26 protein-coding genes are annotated in these 19,015 nt (G+C 60.2%); 22 read left to right on the top strand and 4 right to left on the bottom strand.

Annotated elements, in window-relative coordinates:
* The first annotated feature begins 124 nt into the window (after positions 1–124).
* From NRG74_RS24110 to NRG74_RS24080, 7 genes are all read left to right on the top strand, one after another.
* Entirely contained in the window at positions 125–892 is a 768-nt protein-coding gene (locus NRG74_RS24110; RefSeq protein ID WP_064308178.1) for a ParA family protein, read from the top strand.
* Between the two features lie 10 nt (positions 893–902).
* Complete coding sequence (locus tag NRG74_RS24105; protein WP_074585189.1) at positions 903–1,847, top strand: ParB/RepB/Spo0J family partition protein; 945 nt, start codon at positions 903–905, stop codon at positions 1,845–1,847.
* Entirely contained in the window at positions 1,844–2,194 is a 351-nt protein-coding gene (locus tag NRG74_RS24100) for a transcriptional regulator KorA (protein WP_257706803.1), read from the top strand. The genes NRG74_RS24105 and NRG74_RS24100 overlap by 4 nt, the downstream gene beginning before the upstream one ends.
* A 162-nt stretch (positions 2,195–2,356) precedes the next feature.
* Positions 2,357–2,992 (top strand): recombinase family protein, encoded by a 636-nt coding sequence (locus NRG74_RS24095; protein ID WP_257706802.1) that lies wholly within the window; start codon positions 2,357–2,359, stop codon positions 2,990–2,992.
* A 454-nt stretch (positions 2,993–3,446) separates the two neighbouring features.
* The gene (locus NRG74_RS24090) at positions 3,447–4,001 is read left to right on the top strand and encodes a hypothetical protein (protein WP_074585187.1); all 555 of its coding nucleotides are present in this window, start codon (positions 3,447–3,449) and stop codon (positions 3,999–4,001) included.
* Between the two features lie 35 nt (positions 4,002–4,036).
* Positions 4,037–4,294 (top strand): antirestriction protein ArdR, encoded by a 258-nt coding sequence (locus tag NRG74_RS24085; protein ID WP_074585186.1) that lies wholly within the window; start codon positions 4,037–4,039, stop codon positions 4,292–4,294.
* A 138-nt stretch (positions 4,295–4,432) separates the two neighbouring features.
* The gene (locus NRG74_RS24080) at positions 4,433–5,725 is read left to right on the top strand and encodes a DUF1173 domain-containing protein (RefSeq protein ID WP_257706801.1); all 1,293 of its coding nucleotides are present in this window, start codon (positions 4,433–4,435) and stop codon (positions 5,723–5,725) included.
* Between the two features lie 19 nt (positions 5,726–5,744).
* Here the strand turns inward: NRG74_RS24080 and NRG74_RS24075 are convergent, their stop codons facing one another.
* Together NRG74_RS24075 and NRG74_RS24070 are read right to left on the bottom strand one after the other, a co-directional pair.
* Complete coding sequence (locus tag NRG74_RS24075) at positions 5,745–7,031, bottom strand: Y-family DNA polymerase (protein WP_257706800.1); 1,287 nt, start codon at positions 7,029–7,031, stop codon at positions 5,745–5,747.
* A complete protein-coding gene (locus NRG74_RS24070) occupies positions 7,021–7,449 on the bottom strand; it encodes a LexA family protein (RefSeq protein WP_257706799.1) in 429 nt (142 codons plus the stop codon). Before NRG74_RS24070 ends, NRG74_RS24075 begins: the two co-directional genes overlap by 11 nt.
* Positions 7,450–7,939: 490 nt before the next feature.
* Here NRG74_RS24070 and NRG74_RS24065 point away from each other — a divergent pair, with 490 nt between their 5' ends.
* Both NRG74_RS24065 and NRG74_RS24060 read left to right on the top strand, forming a co-directional pair.
* Positions 7,940–8,422 (top strand): helix-turn-helix domain-containing protein, encoded by a 483-nt coding sequence (locus tag NRG74_RS24065; RefSeq protein ID WP_257706798.1) that lies wholly within the window; start codon positions 7,940–7,942, stop codon positions 8,420–8,422.
* 50 nt (positions 8,423–8,472) lie between these two features.
* Positions 8,473–9,000, top strand: coding sequence for a hypothetical protein (locus NRG74_RS24060; RefSeq protein ID WP_257706797.1), 528 nt, complete (start codon positions 8,473–8,475; stop codon positions 8,998–9,000).
* A 928-nt stretch (positions 9,001–9,928) separates the two neighbouring features.
* Here NRG74_RS24060 and NRG74_RS24055 read toward each other — a convergent pair.
* Together NRG74_RS24055 and NRG74_RS24050 are read right to left on the bottom strand one after the other, a co-directional pair.
* Positions 9,929–10,228, bottom strand: coding sequence for an addiction module antidote protein (locus NRG74_RS24055; RefSeq protein ID WP_064308223.1), 300 nt, complete (start codon positions 10,226–10,228; stop codon positions 9,929–9,931).
* Positions 10,225–10,527, bottom strand: coding sequence for a type II toxin-antitoxin system RelE/ParE family toxin (locus NRG74_RS24050; protein WP_257706796.1), 303 nt, complete (start codon positions 10,525–10,527; stop codon positions 10,225–10,227). The genes NRG74_RS24055 and NRG74_RS24050 overlap by 4 nt, the downstream gene beginning before the upstream one ends.
* A gap of 197 nt (positions 10,528–10,724) precedes the next feature.
* Here NRG74_RS24050 and NRG74_RS24045 point away from each other — a divergent pair, with 197 nt between their 5' ends.
* The 13 genes from NRG74_RS24045 (at position 10,725) to NRG74_RS23985 (ending at position 18,817) form a co-directional block, all read left to right on the top strand.
* A complete protein-coding gene (locus NRG74_RS24045) occupies positions 10,725–11,093 on the top strand; it encodes a hypothetical protein (RefSeq protein ID WP_257706795.1) in 369 nt (122 codons plus the stop codon).
* Positions 11,094–11,122: 29 nt separating this feature from the next.
* A complete protein-coding gene (locus NRG74_RS24040) occupies positions 11,123–11,443 on the top strand; it encodes a theronine dehydrogenase (RefSeq protein WP_257706807.1) in 321 nt (106 codons plus the stop codon).
* A gap of 54 nt (positions 11,444–11,497) precedes the next feature.
* Positions 11,498–11,716 (top strand): hypothetical protein, encoded by a 219-nt coding sequence (locus tag NRG74_RS24035; RefSeq protein ID WP_257706794.1) that lies wholly within the window; start codon positions 11,498–11,500, stop codon positions 11,714–11,716.
* Positions 11,717–11,776: 60 nt separating this feature from the next.
* Positions 11,777–12,868, top strand: coding sequence for a hypothetical protein (locus NRG74_RS24030; RefSeq protein WP_257706793.1), 1,092 nt, complete (start codon positions 11,777–11,779; stop codon positions 12,866–12,868).
* 142 nt (positions 12,869–13,010) lie between these two features.
* Positions 13,011–13,253, top strand: coding sequence for a hypothetical protein (locus NRG74_RS24025; protein WP_257706792.1), 243 nt, complete (start codon positions 13,011–13,013; stop codon positions 13,251–13,253).
* A 51-nt stretch (positions 13,254–13,304) separates the two neighbouring features.
* Complete coding sequence (locus tag NRG74_RS24020; protein ID WP_257706791.1) at positions 13,305–14,987, top strand: DNA cytosine methyltransferase; 1,683 nt, start codon at positions 13,305–13,307, stop codon at positions 14,985–14,987.
* 83 nt (positions 14,988–15,070) lie between these two features.
* Complete coding sequence (locus NRG74_RS24015; RefSeq protein WP_074585490.1) at positions 15,071–15,283, top strand: hypothetical protein; 213 nt, start codon at positions 15,071–15,073, stop codon at positions 15,281–15,283.
* Positions 15,284–15,292: 9 nt separating this feature from the next.
* Positions 15,293–15,496, top strand: coding sequence for a hypothetical protein (locus tag NRG74_RS24010; RefSeq protein ID WP_257706790.1), 204 nt, complete (start codon positions 15,293–15,295; stop codon positions 15,494–15,496).
* Between the two features lie 685 nt (positions 15,497–16,181).
* Positions 16,182–16,574 carry a hypothetical protein gene (locus tag NRG74_RS24005; RefSeq protein ID WP_257706789.1) on the top strand — a complete coding sequence of 131 codons (393 nt, stop codon included), beginning with the start codon at positions 16,182–16,184 and terminating at the stop codon, positions 16,572–16,574.
* A 195-nt stretch (positions 16,575–16,769) separates the two neighbouring features.
* A complete protein-coding gene (locus NRG74_RS24000) occupies positions 16,770–17,597 on the top strand; it encodes a DUF932 domain-containing protein (RefSeq protein WP_064308204.1) in 828 nt (275 codons plus the stop codon).
* A gap of 56 nt (positions 17,598–17,653) precedes the next feature.
* A complete protein-coding gene (locus NRG74_RS23995) occupies positions 17,654–18,082 on the top strand; it encodes a hypothetical protein (protein WP_064308203.1) in 429 nt (142 codons plus the stop codon).
* A gap of 18 nt (positions 18,083–18,100) precedes the next feature.
* Positions 18,101–18,412: a transcriptional regulator KorA gene (locus NRG74_RS23990; protein WP_257706788.1), complete on the top strand. Its 312-nt coding sequence runs from the start codon at positions 18,101–18,103 to the stop codon at positions 18,410–18,412.
* Between the two features lie 12 nt (positions 18,413–18,424).
* Positions 18,425–18,817 carry a DUF2513 domain-containing protein gene (locus tag NRG74_RS23985; protein WP_064308201.1) on the top strand — a complete coding sequence of 131 codons (393 nt, stop codon included), beginning with the start codon at positions 18,425–18,427 and terminating at the stop codon, positions 18,815–18,817.
* Positions 18,818–19,015 lie beyond the last annotated feature (198 nt).

Below are 19,015 nucleotides of genomic sequence, written 5' to 3'. Positions count from 1 at the left end.
CCCCAAAACAGGTTCTCGCATGCGAGAAAGTAAACCCCTAAAAGATATTGACTTAGGGGTTTACCAGTGAAAGGATAGTGCCACATCCACTCACTGCTCCATCGGAGATCACAGGAAGGGCACCATGAAACGCACCACTGTTGCGAACCAGAAAGGTGGCGTAGGCAAAACCACCCTTGAAGCCCACCTCGCCTGCTATGCGGCCGAGCAAGGCAAGCGCGTGCTAGTCGTCGATCTCGACGAAAGCGACCTTTCCCAGTTCTTCCCGCCTGTAGAGGAAGACGACGACTCGCCCTACCTGGTTGCGAGCCAGCTATTCAGCGACGATCACCAGCAGCTGGAGCCGCGACAGGTAGCCGAGAACATCTGGCTTATCGAGGCAGATGTCGCGCTGCTCGATGTCGATGACATGGACCTGGACGTGGTGACCAACCTCAGCAAGGCTCTGGATCGCTTCACTGACCAGTTCGATCTTTGCCTGATTGATACCCCTCCCAACCTGCAGCGCCGAATGATCGCGGCCCTGGCGGCGTCCGATTCGGTCGTGACCCCCTTCAACATCAGTGCCTTCACCCTGGCCCGCATGCCCAAGCTGATGGCGACAATCGAAACGGTCCGCGAACAGTACAACCCCGACCTGCGCTTCCTCGGTTTCATGCCGAACCTGATCAACAGCCGGTCCGCTGAGGAACTGGAGATCCTGCCCAGTCTTCGCGAGGAACACGGCGACGCCATGTTCAGCCAGCAGATCACCCACCGGCCTTGCATCAACAAGGCGCTGGCCAACGGCACCCCGGTCTGGTGGAAGGCGCGAAGTGGCAGTCAGCGTGCGGCGGGAAAGGAAATGAAAGAGGCCTGCGAGGCTGTACTCAGCAAGATCTACTCAGCGTGAGGACCGCATCATGACGGAGAAGAAAAACGCCTTTGGCCGAGCAGCCACCGCGACGGCCAAGAAACTATCGGACTTCCAGAAAAGACCGACCATCAACGACGGGTCCCGCATCGAGTCGATCAGCCCGGGCGAGATCGAGTGCGTAAAGCAGATTCGCCGCAAGGACAATCCGGGGTTTTCCGAAGAGTCCTTGAACGAGCTGGCCCAGGACATTCTCGAGAATGGGCAGATCGAGCCATGCGTGCTGCGGCCTCACCCGAATCCGGAGTCCGGTTTCAAATACCTGATGGTCGCCGGCGAACGTCGATATCGCGCTTGCATCATCGCGGGCGTGCTGGTCATGGCCGTGGTCAAAGACCTGACCGATGCACAGGCAAGACGTATCCAGCGTTCCGAGAATGTCCATAGTGAGAACCTGACTCAGCTCGACCTGGCCCTGGCACTCAAGGAGAGCAAGGACGAGCTGGGCACCTTGGAAAAGGTGGCTGCAGAATGGAACAAGGGCCTCAACTGGGTGGCCGAGCGCCTGGCCTATCTGGAGAACGTGAGTCGCGACGGTGCCAGCCGAGAAGCGGTAACGCGAGGCGTGACAGCTGACATATCGACGGTGAACGACATCGGTCGTCTTGAGCGCCTAGATCCGCAAGCTGCTGCAGACCTGATCAACCGTGCCGATGACAATCCGGATCTCAACCTGCGTCAGGAGGTCCGCACCACCCTGCGCGCTACCAAAGCCCTGCGCGTCCACAAAGCCGGGTCGAAAAAAACCGACACGAACCCTGCCTCCCCTGCCCCGGCCCCTCAAGCATTACTCGATGACGAGCTGGATAAGCTCCGTGAAAGCAAGTCGGTGCTGGAAGCCCAGGTGCAGACGCTGGAATCTGAGAATGCCTATCTCAAGGCCGAACTGGAGGCCGCTCGCCAGAAGCTGGCCGAAGTCTGGAAACCCGAATGAGTACCCGGCACGTTGACCAGGACATGCGGATACCGCGAGAGGAATTCGAACGGATCCGCAGCACTTCGAAGATGCACCCACGGAGCCTGGACGCGGCATTCGAGATACTGGTGGAAGGCAAGGGCCTTGTAGCGGTCGCCAATGCACATGGCCTGACAAAGCAAAGGGCCTTGGCGATTCGCGACAAGATCTATTCGGCCTATCTCACACAGACACCCGAAGGCTGGCGTACGGCCCAAATCTGTGGCCCTGTCGAAATGATCGACCGCTTCGTTCAGGAGGCCGAGGCAGAACGCCAGCGGTACTGGCAGAACCAGTCGATGACGCCGAAGGATCTCGACGAGTGAAAGCCCTCGGATTGATCAGCGTCGTTACCGCTTGACGTGTAACAATAGGGTATACATCAACTGATACGTGCGGTCCTCGATCCAGTCGAGCTAGCTGATTAGTTAATGTACACCCTATTTGATACAGTCATTCAGTAACACCCATATTGATACAGGCCCCTAATGTTTATCAGAGCCTACCTTCGAGCATCGACGGCGGATCAGGATGCTAGCCGCGCACGCGACCAGCTGGAGACGTTCGTCCAGGGGTTCGGCCTGGCCATCGCGGCCAGCTACATGGAAAACGTCAGCGGTACGCACGCGAATCGCCCCGAACTGATCCGGCTGCTGAAAGATGCCAGGCGCGGGGACGTGCTGCTGGTCGAGAGCATTGATCGGCTATCGAGGATGAGCGACCAGGACTGGAGGGAACTCAGATCAGCGATTGATCAGCGAGGTCTACGGATTGTCGCCATCGACCTGCCGACCAGCCACCAGGGCATCACCCTGCCCTCGGGCGATGAATTTACCGATCGGATGCTATCGGCCATCAACTACATGATGATCGACATGATGGCAGCGATTGCCAGGAAGGATTACCAGCAACGTCGCGAGCGGCAGGCCCAGGGCATCATCAAGGCAAAGGCTGCAGGGGTTTATCGCGGAAGGCCGGTTGATGAGGATCTTCGAAAACGGGTCCGTGAGCTGCTAGATGCGGGCTTGGGTATCCGTGCCACGGCAAGGCACGCTACCTGTTCGACAACGACGGTTATGCGTATACGCGATGAGCTTCCACAGAAGCCGGTCGGGGATTCCTGACTAGCGAAGGCGCAGCCGTAGTCTGTCAGGTATTCACGACTGGCCGCCGCCGGCAGGCGATTTTGCGGACCTGCTAGCCACGGCAAAAGCATCAGGGGTTAGGAGATCATAAGAGGGACGACTAGCGAACCCTTGAGCAATGCGGCCTGCAGGCCGGCACCTGGTTCATACCGTGAACCAACCTTCGCTCATGCTCTGTGAGCGACCGTCGCTCACTATCTATGACCTACCCCTCGCTCACGATCCGTGAGCTAGGTTAGCTCACCCCATGAGCTACCCCCACCATGAGCTACCCCTCGCTCATGGCTGAACGATATCGCGCAAACCTTGGAAGATATCGAGCAGGGATGAGCTATCTATCGCTCACAGGATGAGCTAGGCTAGTTCCATCCATGAACGATATCTGACAAATCTGCATGATATCGAACACGAAGCACAGCCAGCGGGAGTCTTCATGACTGACGACAAGAACGACATTCGCGCCCTGGCCCAGCCAGCTCAGCGCGGCACTTGGGTTCAGACCGAACGTGCCGGGCACGAAGCTTGGGCCGCGCTCACAGCTCAGGCACCCAGGGCTGCCCAGCTCATGCACATCCTGGTGCAGCACATGGACAAGCAAGGGGCTTTGATCATCAGCCAAGCGACATTGGCCAAGCTGATGGACACCTCTGTAGCCACCACGAAACGGGCGATCAGCGTACTGACCAAACACAACTGGGTCCAGACGATCAGTGTCGGTGGCCAACGTGGCGGGACACTGGCCTACGTGGTCAACAGTCGCATCGCCTGGGCCGACAAGCGCGACAATCTGCAGTATGCCCTTTTCAGCGCCCGGGTTCTGGTCTCGACCGAGGACCAGTCCGATCTTGGGACGGATAAGCTCAAGCAACTGCCCACCATGGACGACGGCGATATCCAACTTCCGTCAGGGCCTGGCGAAGAACCACCCGCCCAGGACTCATTCGACAACATGCTTCCGGACATGCCGTCGATTCCTCACAGCAGCTGATGCAGCCAGCTGCTATCACCTACCGGAGTCATCCAATGGGCTATTTACTGAGTACCGTGCGAGCGGTCGCCCGCACTTACCGCAGGACAAACCCTGAACGTCAGGGAGGCATCGTGCTTGTGTGGCAAGGCCAGGCCTATGGTTGGAAAGATTGCTTGCGCAACGCCAACCATGAGCAACCAGGGGCCTATGCAATCGATGAAGATGGCCATGTGTTCGTTGCCGAGGGCGGCAATGCCTACGACGGTGCGAAATGCTGGGTCGCGGTAACGGATCCAGGCACCTCGACGTAGCAATTTGTCAGGCCAGAAAAGGCGAAACCCGCTGCACGGCAATGCAAGCGGGTTTCTAGGGTTTTGCGAAGGAGCAAAATCCAGTTCTCATGCTACATCAGGTTCCCGCAGTTGCCCAGGGATACGGAGTTTTCACCAATGTCCGACAAATGCTATCCAGTGAGTATCGGCGAAGGCGCGAAGGTAGAACGCTACTCCGAGGCTTACCAGACGGCCCGCCAGAATGCTGCCAAGTGGAAGGCGGTACTGCAGAAGGCACACGGCAAAGATCTTGTACGCTGCCTGTGTCCAGGATCTGGCGACCGCCTGTTGGCCGTACGCTACAGGTCGGAAAAGGATTCCTATCACCTATCCCGCTATCCGCGTACAGGCGCAGAGCACGCGGTGAATTGCCAGTACTACGCGGAGGCGCCCGAACAGTCCGGGCTGGGAGCCTATAGCGTGGGCGTAGTAGAGGAAACCGACGACGGTAAGCTGAGGGTGAAGCTCACGCTGTCGCTACGGAAGAAGGAGCCTGTCGATGTCCAGCTGGTGGAGGTAGAGGCTCCGACGACTGCAAAATCCAGCACCTCGAAAACCTCGAAACCCGCCATGACATTGGGCGGGTTGCTGCATTTGCTCTGGACCGAAGCGAGGCTGAACCAGTGGGACCCCGACACGGGCAATCGCTGGATAGGACCCGTTCACGCCCGCTTGTTGCGTGCGGCGAAGCGAGTCGTTGTATCGCGCATGCGTATTGGCGATGCTTTGATTGTTGCGGGCACGCGGGGCGACCAGGAGACAGCAAATAGGGGCAAGGTGGAGAGCGCCGCCAAGAACAAGCGTCGCCTGATCGCTATCGGCCAGCTGGCCGAGCACTCTGCAGACATCGAGGAGGCCATGAGTCGCTGTATCAAGATCGATAGCGGCTGGGGCTTACCGTATCTGAACATCACCCCCGATTTATGGGATCAGGCCGTCCAGAGCTACCCGCTTGCGATGCTTGCATGGCGGAAGAAATGCCCTGTGGTCGCCATCATGCAGACAGACCAGCCTGAGAAGGACAGTAAGGGCCGTTATAAGACGCAAGTGCTCAACATCGCCTTGATGATCGTCTCGCAGGCATGGGTGCCGGTTGAGTCCGGGTACGAGTGGAAGATTGAGAAGCAGTTGCGTGAGCAAAGGCGAGCATTCGTGAAACCGATGCGATTCGATGCCGGTAAAGAGCTGGTTTTCCCCGATTTCTGGCTGACCGACGTAGGCAATGGCCGGCACGTTCCGATGGAGGTTTACGGCAGGAACGACCAGGACTACCTGGATCGAAAAGCCGAAAAGGCGACTTACTACGACGATCAGTACACCCCGACTGGGTGGTGGTATTGGGATGCCTATAGCGACCCCAAAGGAAAAGCTATTCCGCCGTTTCCACCTGCCAAGGCCCTCAGCGTGTAAGAATTCTCGCACGCGAGAATTAGCGGCATTGCACCTTCCACAGCTGGCCCCAGCTGGTCATGTAACTGGGGCTCAGCAGCGCTCTACGCATGCCCCAGTCAGGAGACAGGGGAACAGCAGCGGTTCGCAGGCAGTCGTGCCCCCAGCGCCGATTGATCTTGTCCATCACCTCCATCAGCGCGTCGGTACGCACTGGCTGGCTTGGGGTGAACAGGTCTTCCGTGTACTCCCCTCGCTTGCGTAGATCCATCAGCAGCACCTCGGCTTTGCTGTAGGCGAAGCCGGGCCGGAAGATCTCCTGCGCGGCCTGCAGGGCGTACTTGGTCAGCTGCCGAACATCATCGGTTGGATAGGCCGGAACGCACGTCACCGCGTTCGCATACTTCGGGCCGTCGCCATGGAACGAGGTCTGGATACCCACCCGCAGGGCTCCGCAGAGTGAACGCTGCTTCCGCAGTTTCTCAGCGGCCCGATGCACATACGTCGCCAGGGCTTCGTGCAGGGCCTGGAGGGTATGCACCCGCTGGCCAAACATCTTGCTTGAACAGATCGATTGCTTCGCCGGCACCGACAGTTCGAGATCCAGACAGGATTCGCCCTGTAGCTCTCGGATAGTGCGCTCAAGAACAATGCTGTACTTGCGGCCCATGGCTCGCGGATCCGCCCTGGACAACTCCCAGGCCGTAGCGATGCCATCGCGGGCCAGGTTGTCCCGCATCCGCCGACCGATCCCCCACACCTCATCGACCGGCATGCGCCGCAGCAACCACTCCACTGCCTCGGGTTTGCGTAGATCGACCACGCCCCCCGTGCGGTCTCGCCAGACCTTGGAGGCATGCTGGGCGGCTTTGGCTAGGGTCTTCGTGTGGCCGATACCGACGCCTACAGGCAGCGCCGTCCACTGCAGCACCCGGGCCTGTATCGCACGGCCCACGTCGGCCAACGGCTCGGGTAGCCCGTCCAGCTGCACGAACAGCTCATCGATGGAGTACCGCTCCCATTCCGGCACCAGGGAGGCGATGGCCAGGCCGACTCTGTGGCTCAGCTCGCCATACAGGGTGTAATTGCTGCTGAACACGGCGACGCCGTTCTGCTCCAGGAACCTGCGCACCTTAAAATAGGGATCTCCCATTTTCAGCCCCAAGGTTTTCGCCTCGGTCGTACGAGCCACAATGCAGCCGTCCGAATTGGACAAGACGACGACAGGCCGCTGCCTCAACTCGGGTCGGAATATGCGCTCGCAGCTGCAGTAAAAGGAATTCACGTCCACCAGGCCAAAGACCTGTGGCCGTGAGTCACTGGGCATGTTGGGTCAGATCCCAGGTGACGACGCCGAACACCTCAATCGCGCCGTATTCCTCGGGCCTGATCGTGCGATAGGCGGGATTCTCCGATTCAAGCAACCAGCCCGAAGGGGACTTGGCCAGCCGCTTCACCAGCGGCTGATTGTCCACGTAGGCCAGCACGATGTGGCCAGAGCATGGGGTGATGGATCGATCCACGACCAGGCGGGTGCCGTGGAAGATGCCGGCGTCGCGCATACTGTCGCCTTCGACTTCGACGAGCCAGACGTGCGGGGCACGGATGTTCATCAACTCATCGAGTGACAGTGGGGGTTCGTAGTAGTCAGCTGCAGGGCTGGGAAATCCACCAGCTGCGCAGCCTGGCATCACTTTCAGAGTCAGCGCCGATGGAGCGAGGGGTCGGAATTTGAGGATGTACATACGGCACCGCCGAAGGACTGTTTAGATATACAGTAATCCAGGGTTGGCCAGTCGGCTAGCCAAGCGGCGTAAATTGCTGCGGCTTTGGAGGGGTAGGTAGTCAGACCCGTAAGGACGTCGCGGTAGACTTTTTAATCGAGAGTTTGAAAGTCGTATCCAGGGTGGAACTGGTCATTTCCAGCCGTTCGGCAGGAAAAGGCTACTTTTTTGAGGGAATTTGAAATTTTTTTCGGGTGGTAGGGAGGCATTAATGTCGCCGGGGGGAGTCACCAATGACCCTATCCCGGGAGACATGCACCTCTCCATCCCGGCGACGCTGATGACTCCCAAAGAATTCCCATTTCATACACACTCATCCTCAATCACACCCAGTCAATCGAGACACAGCATACTCATGAAAGGGGCTGACACAGGCGTCTCCCCCCCTCCCGTTGTCAGCCATTTTTCGAGCCAGCATACTCGCGCCATCCGAACATATAGAGGTCAGGCGATGACTACGGCTAAGGCAAAAAAACCGGCTGCGGCACCGGACAATAAGTCCATCGAGCAAAAGTGGGGAAAGGACCTGGTAGCAGCAGGATGGACAGCTATCCCCAACGTGATTTTCGACTGCTCCCAACAGTTGGGTCTCAAGCAACTGGATGTGTTGATCGTTGTGCACCTGGCGAGCTTCTGGTGGACCGCTGGAAACGATCCCTTTCCGACCAAGGAAACTCTGGCCGGGAAGATCGGCTGCACCCCTCGTACGGTTCAGCGTGCTATCGCAGGCCTTGAGGAGAGAGGCTACATCCAACGGCATGCTCGTAAATCAAAGCAAGGTGGCAATCTCGCTAACAGGTACTCATTCGAGGGCCTTATCAAAGCTGCCGAGCCCTTCGCCAAGGCGATTATGGATGCCCGCGAGAAGCAAAAGGCTGCGAGTGATGGCACGGCCAAGCCCAAAAAGGCGAAGCCGTTGGAATTGGTCAAGTGAGGCGGCGACGGCGGTAACTTATCCGCTCGCCAAGCGCGGGAAGCATGACAATGAGTAAAACCCCAAGGGAGCTAGGAGATGAGAGCCTAGTAGAAGCATTTAGCGAGCTGATGAGTGTAGTCATCAACATGCAGCAGGCAGGCGTGGCCTTGGCCCACGTGACGGAACCTCCCGTATTCACCTACCTACTGACACCCAAGCAGTTCGACCGGATCAAGAGGATCTGCCGCGAGAACCAGTGGCCTGAACCAAACTGCAGAGGGATCCTCATCGACCTGGAAGCTGTCGCTCACCCGTTGGACACGCGCGGGATCAAGGACGGCTGCACCCCGGCAGAGGTACTAGCCATACTGACTCATGCGTACTGCGCCTATAGCGAGGTAGGCACGAACAAGCCCAAATACAGACAGGGGATCATGTTCAACAAGAGGAAGGTGAAGGTAGGCACGGGTAGCTACTGCGCCGTAGCGGTCGTAGAGGTACGCAGCGAAGGGAGCAAAACGTACCTGGCTCCAATCACCGCCTTTCACGCGAATGACTCGAAGATTCGAGGAATGACGCAAAAGCTAGGAGGATAGCTTCGCTGAACCAGTCGTCGAGATACACAAGGAGGGGGCAAAACGAACTTGCCCCAGTCAACGCTTATCACGCGACTGAGGCCAAGATGCGAAAGATTGGGTGACTACGAGGAAGGACGGCCTCGAAGGCAAGTCTCCCGCACTGAAGCGGAACAACCCAAACGCCTTACGATTTCCCTTCATTTGACCTGTGCTAGCCAGGCCTTCGCAGCTCCGCCGACAAATTTTCTGCTGTCTGCGTAGTCGAGGAACATGGTAAGCACCCCCCGGCAAAAATGCAAATATTTGCCCCCCCCCTAGTCGTCGATGCCTCCCTACTCCCGATGAATGGCTATCAATCCAGCATTTTTCAGCGTCCTGGTCCGCCAGTCTAGTCACAGGCTCTACACCTCACACGTAAAGGATCCAGGGCTTTTGCGTGCCCCCTTCGGGGGACGGCTGTCGTGAACCAAGCCCCGGCAAAGAGCGCGCCGGGTCTCGGCCCTGCGGGCTTCCATCCTCACGTCTCCGGCCCTTGGCCTGCGCGCTCCGCTTGCCGGTCGTTCCGGCCTACCCCTGCGCGGGCTCAGCTGCCATCGGTAGGAAGCGGACGCCCCAATGGCCTATCCGCCGCCAGTCCTTGCCTGCAAGGGGCTTTCGCGGCATATCCTCGGTCGCGAGCGCCCTGCGGTATTCCACGACCCCTTGCACGCGGCCTGTCTCTGGATAGTCCGGGCTTACCGCGTCCTACCGAAGGCTGCCGAGCAGATCCTCCGAGCAGGGGGGTGACTCCATTCCCAAGAGCAAGGAGGCAACCGCTACGCGGTCGCTGCTGAAAAGCGTTTATTTCCCGCGCCCAAACCTCGGCATTAAAGCAGATCGGCAAGAGCAGCAAACGGCAAGGGCCAAGCGCGTCGGTGTCTCGACTTTCTGCGCGTCAGGCCGCCCGTTAGTGTGCTGGAGTGATATGGACGCGGGCAGTCAGATCCAGGCCGACAGCCTGCATGACGGCCAACATGGTTTTCAGGGTCGGATTGCCGTTTTCTGAAAACGAGCGGTACAGGTTTTCACGGGACAAGCCCGATTCCTTGGCAATCTCACCCATCCCTTTGGCACGGGCGACAACGCCCAGGGCCTTGGCGATGTAGGCGGCGTCGCCAGTCTCGAAAGCGTCTTCCAGGAAGACAGCGATGGACGCCGGGTCCGTGAGGGCATCGGCGGGATCGTAGTCGAAAATTTTCTCTTTCATTCGTCATCACTCCACTGGCTGGCCAGTGCTTTGGCGGTCTCGATGTCCCGCGCTTGGCTGCTTTTGTCTCCACCACACAACAACAGGACCAGCTGGTTCCCGCGCTGCTGAAAATACACACGATAGCCGGGACCATGATGAATGCGGAGTTCGCTGATGCCCTGGCCGACTGGCTGGACATCACCGAGCAATCCGTTCGCAACCCGAAAGACCCGCGCAGCGATGATTGCTTTCGCCTGCTTGTCTTTCAGCTTGCGTTCCCAGTTCCTGAAAGTGGCGGTTTGTTTAATCGTTTTCATGAGACAATTGTAGCTTATAAATCACAGCGTAGCAAGATTCTCGCATGCGAGAAGTAAAATAAATGTACATCCGGATTTGACTAATAGTTGACATAAGGGTGTCCATTTGCGATACTGAATCCGTCGAAGCAATACCGCCTCGGCAGCCTGGAACCAGCGGCGGCAACCGCTCCGGGCAAATCGCGAAGGAGAATTTCATGAGCGCCTACGTCGTCAGCCAAAGCCACATTTCCGCCATCGTCATGTTTGCTTGCGTCGGCAAGCCGGACGACGCCACTCGCCAGATTCTCACCAGCCAGGGCCAGCAGCTGCTGGACGAGAACATCCGCTCCGTGCAGCACCGTTACCCGCGTGAAACGCTCCAGGCCGAACGGTTCGAGCTGGACGAAACGGTCCGCAAGCCTTCGGCGGTTGAAGTCCTCAAGCTGATGAGCTGCCTTGAGTACCAGTCCGAGCAGAATCCTGATTACTACACCACCAGCGCCTTCCTCACGCTGCATGGCCTTCGCCTTTCGGCCATGAGCAAGCTCGCGGGATACGACCAGGCGAAGTGGGATCTCGATTGATGGCGTCCCCAGCCCAGCCGATAGCGCCGCTGATGTGGCGCTACTCGTTGCGGTGGTGCCTGCCGCACGTTCCGTGTCCGGGGGAATTTGAGCTGCTGGTGATCGAGGCCCCAGCCGGCGAGCGAATGCCAGAAGCGATGCGCGCCGCCTGGGAGTCTCGCCCAGTGGGTTACGGCGTCTGTCTCGACTTTCCCGGCAACGAAACCGGCAAGCGCTGGAGCGCGGAAGCCAAAGCCCGAGTAAGGCAAAGGAACCTAGCGCGGCGCATAGACAAGCAGGCACCGCTCTTCGCGGATGAGCTGATTGCTCGCGAGCTGGAGCAGCGCGCCGGGTACTTCAAAGGCGAATAACCACAGGCCGGATCAGCGGCGGCAACCGCCCGGCCTAGCGAAGGAGATCCCCCAATGCCCCATTACCGCGTGGTCTGGGAAATTGATATCGACGTGGACGGCGACCATCTGGCCGCCGCCGAGGCCTGCGCCCTGGCCTACTTCAAACCGGAGATTGCAGCGGGTCAACCCGGCAGCGCCTGCGTCTTCGAGGTGACAGGCCCAGTCGATGGACCTGCGGTCATCGACTTGGCCCCCAGCCTGAGTGAACTCGAAGGCGACGACACCCAGTAAATCCCCACTAAGTGCCCGGATCAGCGGCGGCAACCGCCCGGGCACCGCGAAGGAGCATCCATGAACGCGATTAGCCGCGGCTGTCCGGTGGACGGCGCTCAGCCCGTATTGTCCCTGGACCAAATCGAAACCCTGCACACGGCGCTGGCTGGCCGGCTCCTGGCCGTATGCTTCGGATCCGGTGTGGATTCGACCGCCATGCTCGTTGCCTTGCACACAGCGGGCCTGCGCCCCGACCTCATCACCTTTGCCGACACCGGCGCCGAGAAGCCGGAAACCCTGGCCCATGTTGAGGCGATGAATACTGTGCTGCGTGGCTGGGGATGGCCGACCGTCAGCGTCTGCCGGAAGGTGCCCAAGCCCACGACGGGTTACCAGGATCTCTACGGCAACTGTATGGCCAACGAGACCCTGCCTAGCCTGGCCTTTGGCATGAAATCCTGTTCGGTGAAGTGGAAGCAGGTGCCACAGGACCAGTTCATCAAAGGCGCTCGCTCCGGACCGAACGCACGAGCCCCGCACCCGCTCTGGCAGCAGGCGACAGCAACCGGCCAACGGATCGTCAAGCTGATCGGCTACGACTGCGGAAGGGCTGACCTGCGGCGCTCGCAGCGCCTCAAGCCAGCGGATGCCGATTTTGATTATGTCTATCCGCTGCAACTGATCCGCTGGGCTCGCCGCGATTGCGTGCGAGCCATAACCCAGGCCCTCGGCGCCGATCGGGTGCCGATCAAGTCGGCGTGCTTCTTCTGTCCCGCGTCCAAGCATTGGGAGCTGTACTGGCTGGCCGCCTATCATCCCCAATTGCTGGAGCGGGCCTTGCTTCTGGAGCGGCAGGCACTCACCGGCAAGCACAGCCGGTTCGACGCGGTGGAGTTCGGCGCCTCATGGGAAGACCTGGTGCGAAATGCCGACAGCTTTCCCAGCACGACGACAACGGTAGGGCTGGGCCGTAGCTTCGCCTGGAATCAGTGGGCCAGGATCAATGGCGTGGTGGATGAAGCGTTCAACGTGAAGCGCGGGGAGGGGGATCGAGCACGGTTCGCCAGGCTGTCCGACACCCTACGAGATCCGGACAACGCGCTGGACTCGCGGTCGCAGGTGATCCCCACTGTGAGCACCAAGGTCGAGCAGCTGGAGCTATGGGATTAAGACTATTTGTCAAAACGGATTTGACTAATAGTTGACTTGAGTTCAAGCCTTTGCGATACTGAATCCGTCGAAGCAATCCCGCTTCGACAGCCTGGAACCAGCGGCGGCAACCGCTCCGGGCACATTGCGAAGGAGATCCACCATGGCTACCGAATTCCACCTGTTCTATTTCAGCGAAGCCGCGCAGCTTCGCGAATTCAACGGCTTTGCCGTTGAACCCTCCTTTCAGACCCGCCCAGGGCAAATCCCGTCTTCCGTGACCCTCTACACCGTCGTCGCGCTGCGCAACACGACCGGACAGCGCGAAGTCCTGGCCGAGTTCCCGCTGGAGCTGCACGCCGAGATTTTCCGCGACATGGCCAAGGCAACCGCCCGCGCCCTCTGACCTACAACCTGCCCGGACCTAGCGCCCGGGCATCCGTGACGGAAGACGATCATGCTCACAAGGTATGTGCTCAAGCACTTCCACTTCTGCTGTGGCATCGGAGGCGGCGCCAAAGGGTTCAATCAGAACAGGGAGGTGGTCGGCCACCTCCAGGCCGATTGGCGTTGCATCGGCGGGGTGGACGTGGACCCCGGCGCGCTGCGCGACTTCGGCCGCATTGCCGGCGTGCCTGGCACCCAGATGGACCTCTTCACCCGCGAGCAATACACCGACTTTCACGGCAAGGAACCTCCTGCCGAATGGCGGGAGGCGACACCGGCAGACATTCGTCGCGCAGCGGGCTTCCAAGATCCTGATGTGGTGTTCATCAGCAGCCCCTGCAAAGGTGCCTCCGGCCTATTGTCCGAGACCCTGAGCCAGACGCCGAAATATCAGGCGCTCAACGAACTGACGCTGCGCTGTGTGTGGCTCATGTGCGAAGCCTGGCAGCACAATCCGGTCAGCTTGATCGTGTTCGAGAACGTGCCGCGCCTGGCGACCCGAGGTCGTCACCTGCTTGACCAGATCGCCCAGGTACTGAGTTTCTTCGGCTACGCCGTGAACGAGACCACCCACGACTGCGGCGAGCTGGGCGGCCTGGCCCAGCGCCGTAAACGCTTCCTGCTGGTGGCTCGCCACGTCGAGAAGGTGCCGCCGTTCCTCTACGAACCCGAGAAGCGAACGCTGCAATCTGTCGGCTCGCTGCTGGGCCGCATGCCATTGCCAGGCGACATTGAGCGCGCCGGTCCCATGCACCGTATTCCCGCGCTCCAATGGAAAACATGGGTAAGGCTCGCCCTGGTAGAGGCAGGCAAAGACTGGCGGAGCCTCGACCAGCTGGCCGTCGAAGATGGCCACCTGCGTGACTTTGTGATCGTGCCGGAAGCCTATTCAGGTTATCTCGGTGTGCGCGGTTGGGAGGATTTCGTGGGCACCATCGCGGGCCAGACAGGCCCCACTAACGGCGCGTTCTCTGTCGCGGATCCACGCAGTCCCGCGAACGCCGCCCAGTACCAGCAATATGGCGTACGGCGCTGGTCCGATCCGACCGGCGCCATCATCGGCATCAAGTCGCCAGGGCAGGGCACCTTTAGCGTTGCAGATCCTCGCGGCGCAGCTGGTGGCCATGGGAAGTACAACGTGACCCGCTGGACCGGCTCGGCCCGCACAGTGATCGCCGGCAGCACGACAGGGCAGGGCGCTTTCGCTGTTCAGGATCCGCGCACCGGCCTGCGCCGCGTGAAGGGCGACGCCTACCTTACAGGCGGCCACTACGGCGTCGTGCCGTGGGATGGGACAGCCGGAGCCGTCTCCGCCAGGGCGCGCCTCGACAACGGACGCTGGAGCGTTGCCGATCCGCGCATGCCAGCGGCCAGCGATCGACTGACCTGCGTTATCAGGAGCCTCGATGGCACTTGGCACAGACCGTTCACCACGCTGGAGAAGGCGGCGCTGCAAAGCCTGGTGGATCCGGAAGAGCAACTCGAACTGGATGGCCTGAGCGATCAGGCATGGTGCGAGCGGATCGGTAACGCCGTCCCACCGAAAGCCGCCGAGGCTATCGCCGGAGTCATGGCCCAAACCCTTTTGCTGTCCAAACAGGGGGAGACCTTCCTGCTCAGCAGCACGCCCGTTTGGGTGCGCCCTATCGCTGTCAGCCTCTCGCTGGCCAGCCCCATTGAAAACGTAGCCTGACCACCGTGCCCCTTGTTCGGGGCACACCACCAACCGGGACCCGACGGCGGCAACCGTCCCCGGACACGCGAAGGAGAACGACCATGTTCCGCGACCTCACCTTGAGCAAAGCCCAACGCTCTAGCCTGGCCCTTCACGAAGCTGCACGGCTGGCCGAGCAACGCAAAGAATGGTATTCAGCGGCAGAGTTGTACGAGGGTGCTGCCTCCCTCTGCGCCGAGGACGGCGACGACTTGTTACGCCGCGCAGAGCAGTGCCGCTCGCTGTGCGGGAATTACGATGATAAGGACATTTGAGGATTCGACATGGACGACAGTAACGAGGGACGCAGCCAGCCCTATCAGGACGTTTTGGCCTGGCTGCGCACGGCAACCGTTGAGGAGATCCGAGGGGCCTTGGCGATATCGTGGGGCCTCAGCCGGGATGATCTCGAAAGGGGGATCCGGAGCATGATGAAGTCGGACCGCCCGATGCTAGCCAACGAGTTTCCGAAGCTGTGCACGGGCTGAATCAGCCTTCAATCTGTGGCACCTCAGCCGTGGAGGATCCAGGGCTTTGCGTGCCCCCTTCGGGGGACGGCTGTCGTGAACCAAGCCCCGGCAAAGAGCGCGCCGGGTCTTGGCCCTGCGGGCTTCCATCCTCACGTCTCCGGCCCTTGGCCTGCGCGCTCCGCTTGCCGGTCGTTCCGGCCTACCCCTGCGCGGGCTCAGCTGCCATCGGCAGGAAGCGGACGCCCCAATGGCCTATCCGCCGCCAGCCCTTGCCTGCAAGGGGCTTTCGCGGCATATCCTCGGTCGCGAGCGCCCTGCGGTATTCCACGACCCCTTGCACGCGGCCTGTCTCTGGATAGTCCGGGCTTACCGCGTCCTACCGAAGGCTGCCGAGCAGATCCTCCGAGCAGGGAGGTGACTCCATTCCCAAGAGCAAGGAGGCAACCGCTACGCGGTCGCTGCTGAAAAGCGTTTGTTTCCCGCGCCCAAACCTCGGCATTAAAGCAGATCGGCAGAGCGCGCAAGCTGCAACTTTGGAGTCTAAATTCTCGCGTGCGAGAAACACAATTAGTATAATCGGATTTGACTAACAGTTGACACAAGATCATCCCTTTGCGATACTGAATCTGTCGAAGCAATCCCGCTCCGACAGCCTGGAACCAGCGGCGGCAACCGCTCCGGGCACATCGCGAAGGAGATTCACATGACTATCACCGCCCAGGCTCCAATCAGCAGCGTCAGCAACTGGCTCACTGCCGGCGACCTCTTGGGATTCGCCCGGAAAATCTGGCCAGCAGTCAGCGGCATTGAGGCGCTGGAGCGCAGAGTAGAGGCTCTGTATGGCGCAGCTTGCGAGCGTTTCCCTACCTATGACGGGATGGTTCACCAAGCCTTTTGCTCCAGCATGAACGACGAGTTCGGCACAGACGAACATGCGGACGGGGTGGCACCCGCGTTCGAGTATGCCCGCGAGGCATACGGCTATATGTCTCCCAGGGAGGTTGATGAACTACTGCAGGAAAACGCCGCTGTGGGCATTTGCTGCCACGGCCTGGACTTCGATTGCTGCCCGCGTGGTTGCGGCGATCTCGACTAAAGCAGTCGAAACCCAGTAAGACCAGGCCCGGGAAACCGGGCCTTTCTACATCTGATAAACGGTCAAATCGGATTTGACTAATAGTTGACTTAGGAACGTCCTTTTGCGATACTAATCCCGTCGAAGCAATCCCGCTCCGACAGCCTGGAACCAGCGGCGGCAACCGCTCCGGGCACATCGCGAAGGAGATTCACAATGCGTCTATCCAGCAACTTCCGTAACCCCTGCATGATCCGTGGTGATCGTCCGCTCTCGAATGAGGAAATCGCCACCGTGGCCCCCTCGATCTTTGCCGAGGAAGCGCACGAAAGCCGCTCCGATCGCTACCGCTACATTCCCACCGTTGACGTACTCGAAGCGCTCCGGGGCGAAGGGTTCATGCCGTTCATGGCTTGCCAGACCCGCGTCCGCAACAGCGGCAAGCGCGAGCACACCAAGCACATGATCCGCCTGCGCCACGCAAACACCATCGTGGCCAAGGAGGCGAACGAAATCATTCTGCTGAACAGCCACGACGGCACCAGCAGCTATCAGATGATGGGCGGCTGCTTCCGCTTCGTCTGCGCGAATGGCCTGGTACTGGGCGACGCGGCGATGGATCAGAAGGTCCGTCACAGCGGGCGCCATAACGTCATCGGCGAGGTCATCGAAGGCGCCTATGAAGTGCTGAATCAGTTCGCACTGATCGAGGATCAGCGCGAGACCATGAAGGAGGTCCAGCTGGGCGGCGACCTGCAGCACGCCTTCGCCGAAGCGGCCCTGGCCTACCGCTACGATCCCGCCGAGGGACCGGCGCCGGTCACTGCCAGCCAGCTGCTGGCCCCGCGTCGCCGCGAGGATGCAGCCAGCGACCTTTGGTCCACCTTCAACCGCGTACAGGAAAACACCATCAAGGGCGGGCTGCGAGGTCGCACCAAGCAAGGCCGCCGCGCCACTACCCGCGCCGTCACCGGCATTGATCAGGACGTGAAGCTCAACCGCGCCCTATGGGTACTGGCCCAGCACCTGCGCCAAGCCGCGTAATCGCAACCGACCGGGCGCGCTGCGCCCGGTCTTCCTCATGTAGGGAGAGCGCCGCCATGCAAAAAGTTTTCTATGTACCCGGACAGACCGCCATCATCGACTACGCCCGCGAAATCGCCCCGAATGCGTGGGCCGCACGTTGCAGCTGGCTCATGCTGCAGGAGATCCGAGTGAGGCACCCAGGCGCGGTACTGGGCGACGAAGCGGAGTTCCTGCAGGCCCAGGAGAACGCGCACGGAACGCGACCGCAGCGTGTCACCGAATCGCGCTATGACTACGCGCTCAGCCGGGGCCAAGTGCTCGACTTCCACGCCGGCGACGCCGGCGACAGTTTCATCCTGCAGGGCCGAGAGATCGGCGACCTGGTGCGCGTGTACGCCCGTGCAAAAGGGCAATACTGGTCGTTTCTTGCCTTGCCCACCATCACCCATGCCGAGATATGGCAACGTATACGGCGAGACCAGCCGCGGCTGATCGATAACTGACCCCAAGGAACCGACTGAATGCAGCCGATTTACACCGAAGAGCAGTGGAAGGAGATCGCGCCCGTTTTCGCGTCCCGGCGCCTGGCCATCGCGACCGTCGAGATAGCCAAAGCCGTGCTGGTGGACGGCCAGCGGATTCAGGACGTAGCCACCGCCCGTGGCATTTCCCGGCAAAACGCGCATGCCGCCGTCAAGCGGGTGCGCTTGATCCTGGAAGAGCAGGGCGCGAGCGAACTCATTCCGGTTCTGGTGTGGCTGCCCCCCGAGCTGGCCGAGCAGGTCAGGGAGATGGCCAAGCCCTACCCGCAGCCCAAGACGCCGAACGTCTAGCAGGATCTGACCATGCGCAGAGATATGGAACTGATCCGCGTGATCATGTTGAAACTGGAGGATTGGGATAAATCCCCCAGCTCCATAATCAGCTCGCCTGACATCGGGGAAGACTTTCCAATCGAAGGTTTTACCCCTGAGCAGGTCGAGTATCACTACAAGCTGATCGTCGATAAGGGATGGATCGATACCGGAGGATTCCCCGTGCGTTTCGGCTATTTTTACTTCCGCGCTCTCACCGACGAAGGCCACGATTTCGTTGATTCGGTCAGAGACGAGGAGGTGTGGGCAATGACCCGAGACGGCGCGAAAAAAGCCGGGACCTTCACACTGGACCTTTTGGGTCAGTTGGCGAAGGGTTTCGCGAAGAAGCAGATCGAAAAACACACCGGCATTGAGCTGTAAGGCTTCAACGCCAGCGATCACGTTGCAACGCCTGCGATCCCGGCCCCGCTTCCGGGCGTGCCCCCTTCGGGGGTCGGCTGTCGTAAACCAAGCCCCGGCAAAGAGCGCGCCGGGTCTTGGCCCTTCGGGCTTCCATCCTCACGCCTCCGGCCTTCGGCCTGCGCGCTCCGCTTGCTTTCTATCGTACGGCACACGGAA

The organism is Pseudomonas oryzihabitans, from assembly GCF_024652905.1.
GTDB lineage: Bacteria > Pseudomonadota > Gammaproteobacteria > Pseudomonadales > Pseudomonadaceae > Chryseomonas > Chryseomonas benzopyrenica.
This window is presented reverse-complemented; position numbering and strand designations above follow the sequence as displayed.

What these genes read in the sequence shown, in the direction of transcription:
- NRG74_RS24080 (WP_257706801.1), top strand. Translation starts at nt 4,433, where the DNA reads ATGTCCGACAAATGCTATCCAGTGAGTATCGGCGAAGGCGCGAAGGTA.
- NRG74_RS24090 (WP_074585187.1), top strand. Translation starts at nt 3,447, where the DNA reads ATGACTGACGACAAGAACGACATTCGCGCCCTGGCCCAGCCAGCTCAG.
- NRG74_RS23985 (WP_064308201.1), top strand. Translation starts at nt 18,425, where the DNA reads ATGCGCAGAGATATGGAACTGATCCGCGTGATCATGTTGAAACTGGAG.
- NRG74_RS23990 (WP_257706788.1), top strand. Translation starts at nt 18,101, where the DNA reads ATGCAGCCGATTTACACCGAAGAGCAGTGGAAGGAGATCGCGCCCGTT.
- NRG74_RS24095 (WP_257706802.1), top strand. Translation starts at nt 2,357, where the DNA reads ATGTTTATCAGAGCCTACCTTCGAGCATCGACGGCGGATCAGGATGCT.
- NRG74_RS24025 (WP_257706792.1), top strand. Translation starts at nt 13,011, where the DNA reads ATGGCTACCGAATTCCACCTGTTCTATTTCAGCGAAGCCGCGCAGCTT.
- NRG74_RS24015 (WP_074585490.1), top strand. Translation starts at nt 15,071, where the DNA reads ATGTTCCGCGACCTCACCTTGAGCAAAGCCCAACGCTCTAGCCTGGCC.
- NRG74_RS24105 (WP_074585189.1), top strand. Translation starts at nt 903, where the DNA reads ATGACGGAGAAGAAAAACGCCTTTGGCCGAGCAGCCACCGCGACGGCC.
- NRG74_RS24070 (WP_257706799.1), bottom strand. Translation starts at nt 7,449, where the DNA reads ATGTACATCCTCAAATTCCGACCCCTCGCTCCATCGGCGCTGACTCTG.
- NRG74_RS24085 (WP_074585186.1), top strand. Translation starts at nt 4,037, where the DNA reads ATGGGCTATTTACTGAGTACCGTGCGAGCGGTCGCCCGCACTTACCGC.
- NRG74_RS24045 (WP_257706795.1), top strand. Translation starts at nt 10,725, where the DNA reads ATGAGCGCCTACGTCGTCAGCCAAAGCCACATTTCCGCCATCGTCATG.
- NRG74_RS24035 (WP_257706794.1), top strand. Translation starts at nt 11,498, where the DNA reads ATGCCCCATTACCGCGTGGTCTGGGAAATTGATATCGACGTGGACGGC.
- NRG74_RS24065 (WP_257706798.1), top strand. Translation starts at nt 7,940, where the DNA reads ATGACTACGGCTAAGGCAAAAAAACCGGCTGCGGCACCGGACAATAAG.
- NRG74_RS24000 (WP_064308204.1), top strand. Translation starts at nt 16,770, where the DNA reads ATGCGTCTATCCAGCAACTTCCGTAACCCCTGCATGATCCGTGGTGAT.
- NRG74_RS24110 (WP_064308178.1), top strand. Translation starts at nt 125, where the DNA reads ATGAAACGCACCACTGTTGCGAACCAGAAAGGTGGCGTAGGCAAAACC.
- NRG74_RS24010 (WP_257706790.1), top strand. Translation starts at nt 15,293, where the DNA reads ATGGACGACAGTAACGAGGGACGCAGCCAGCCCTATCAGGACGTTTTG.
- NRG74_RS24060 (WP_257706797.1), top strand. Translation starts at nt 8,473, where the DNA reads ATGAGTAAAACCCCAAGGGAGCTAGGAGATGAGAGCCTAGTAGAAGCA.
- NRG74_RS24075 (WP_257706800.1), bottom strand. Translation starts at nt 7,031, where the DNA reads ATGCCCAGTGACTCACGGCCACAGGTCTTTGGCCTGGTGGACGTGAAT.
- NRG74_RS24020 (WP_257706791.1), top strand. Translation starts at nt 13,305, where the DNA reads ATGCTCACAAGGTATGTGCTCAAGCACTTCCACTTCTGCTGTGGCATC.
- NRG74_RS24100 (WP_257706803.1), top strand. Translation starts at nt 1,844, where the DNA reads ATGAGTACCCGGCACGTTGACCAGGACATGCGGATACCGCGAGAGGAA.
- NRG74_RS24050 (WP_257706796.1), bottom strand. Translation starts at nt 10,527, where the DNA reads ATGAAAACGATTAAACAAACCGCCACTTTCAGGAACTGGGAACGCAAG.
- NRG74_RS24055 (WP_064308223.1), bottom strand. Translation starts at nt 10,228, where the DNA reads ATGAAAGAGAAAATTTTCGACTACGATCCCGCCGATGCCCTCACGGAC.
- NRG74_RS23995 (WP_064308203.1), top strand. Translation starts at nt 17,654, where the DNA reads ATGCAAAAAGTTTTCTATGTACCCGGACAGACCGCCATCATCGACTAC.
- NRG74_RS24030 (WP_257706793.1), top strand. Translation starts at nt 11,777, where the DNA reads ATGAACGCGATTAGCCGCGGCTGTCCGGTGGACGGCGCTCAGCCCGTA.
- NRG74_RS24005 (WP_257706789.1), top strand. Translation starts at nt 16,182, where the DNA reads ATGACTATCACCGCCCAGGCTCCAATCAGCAGCGTCAGCAACTGGCTC.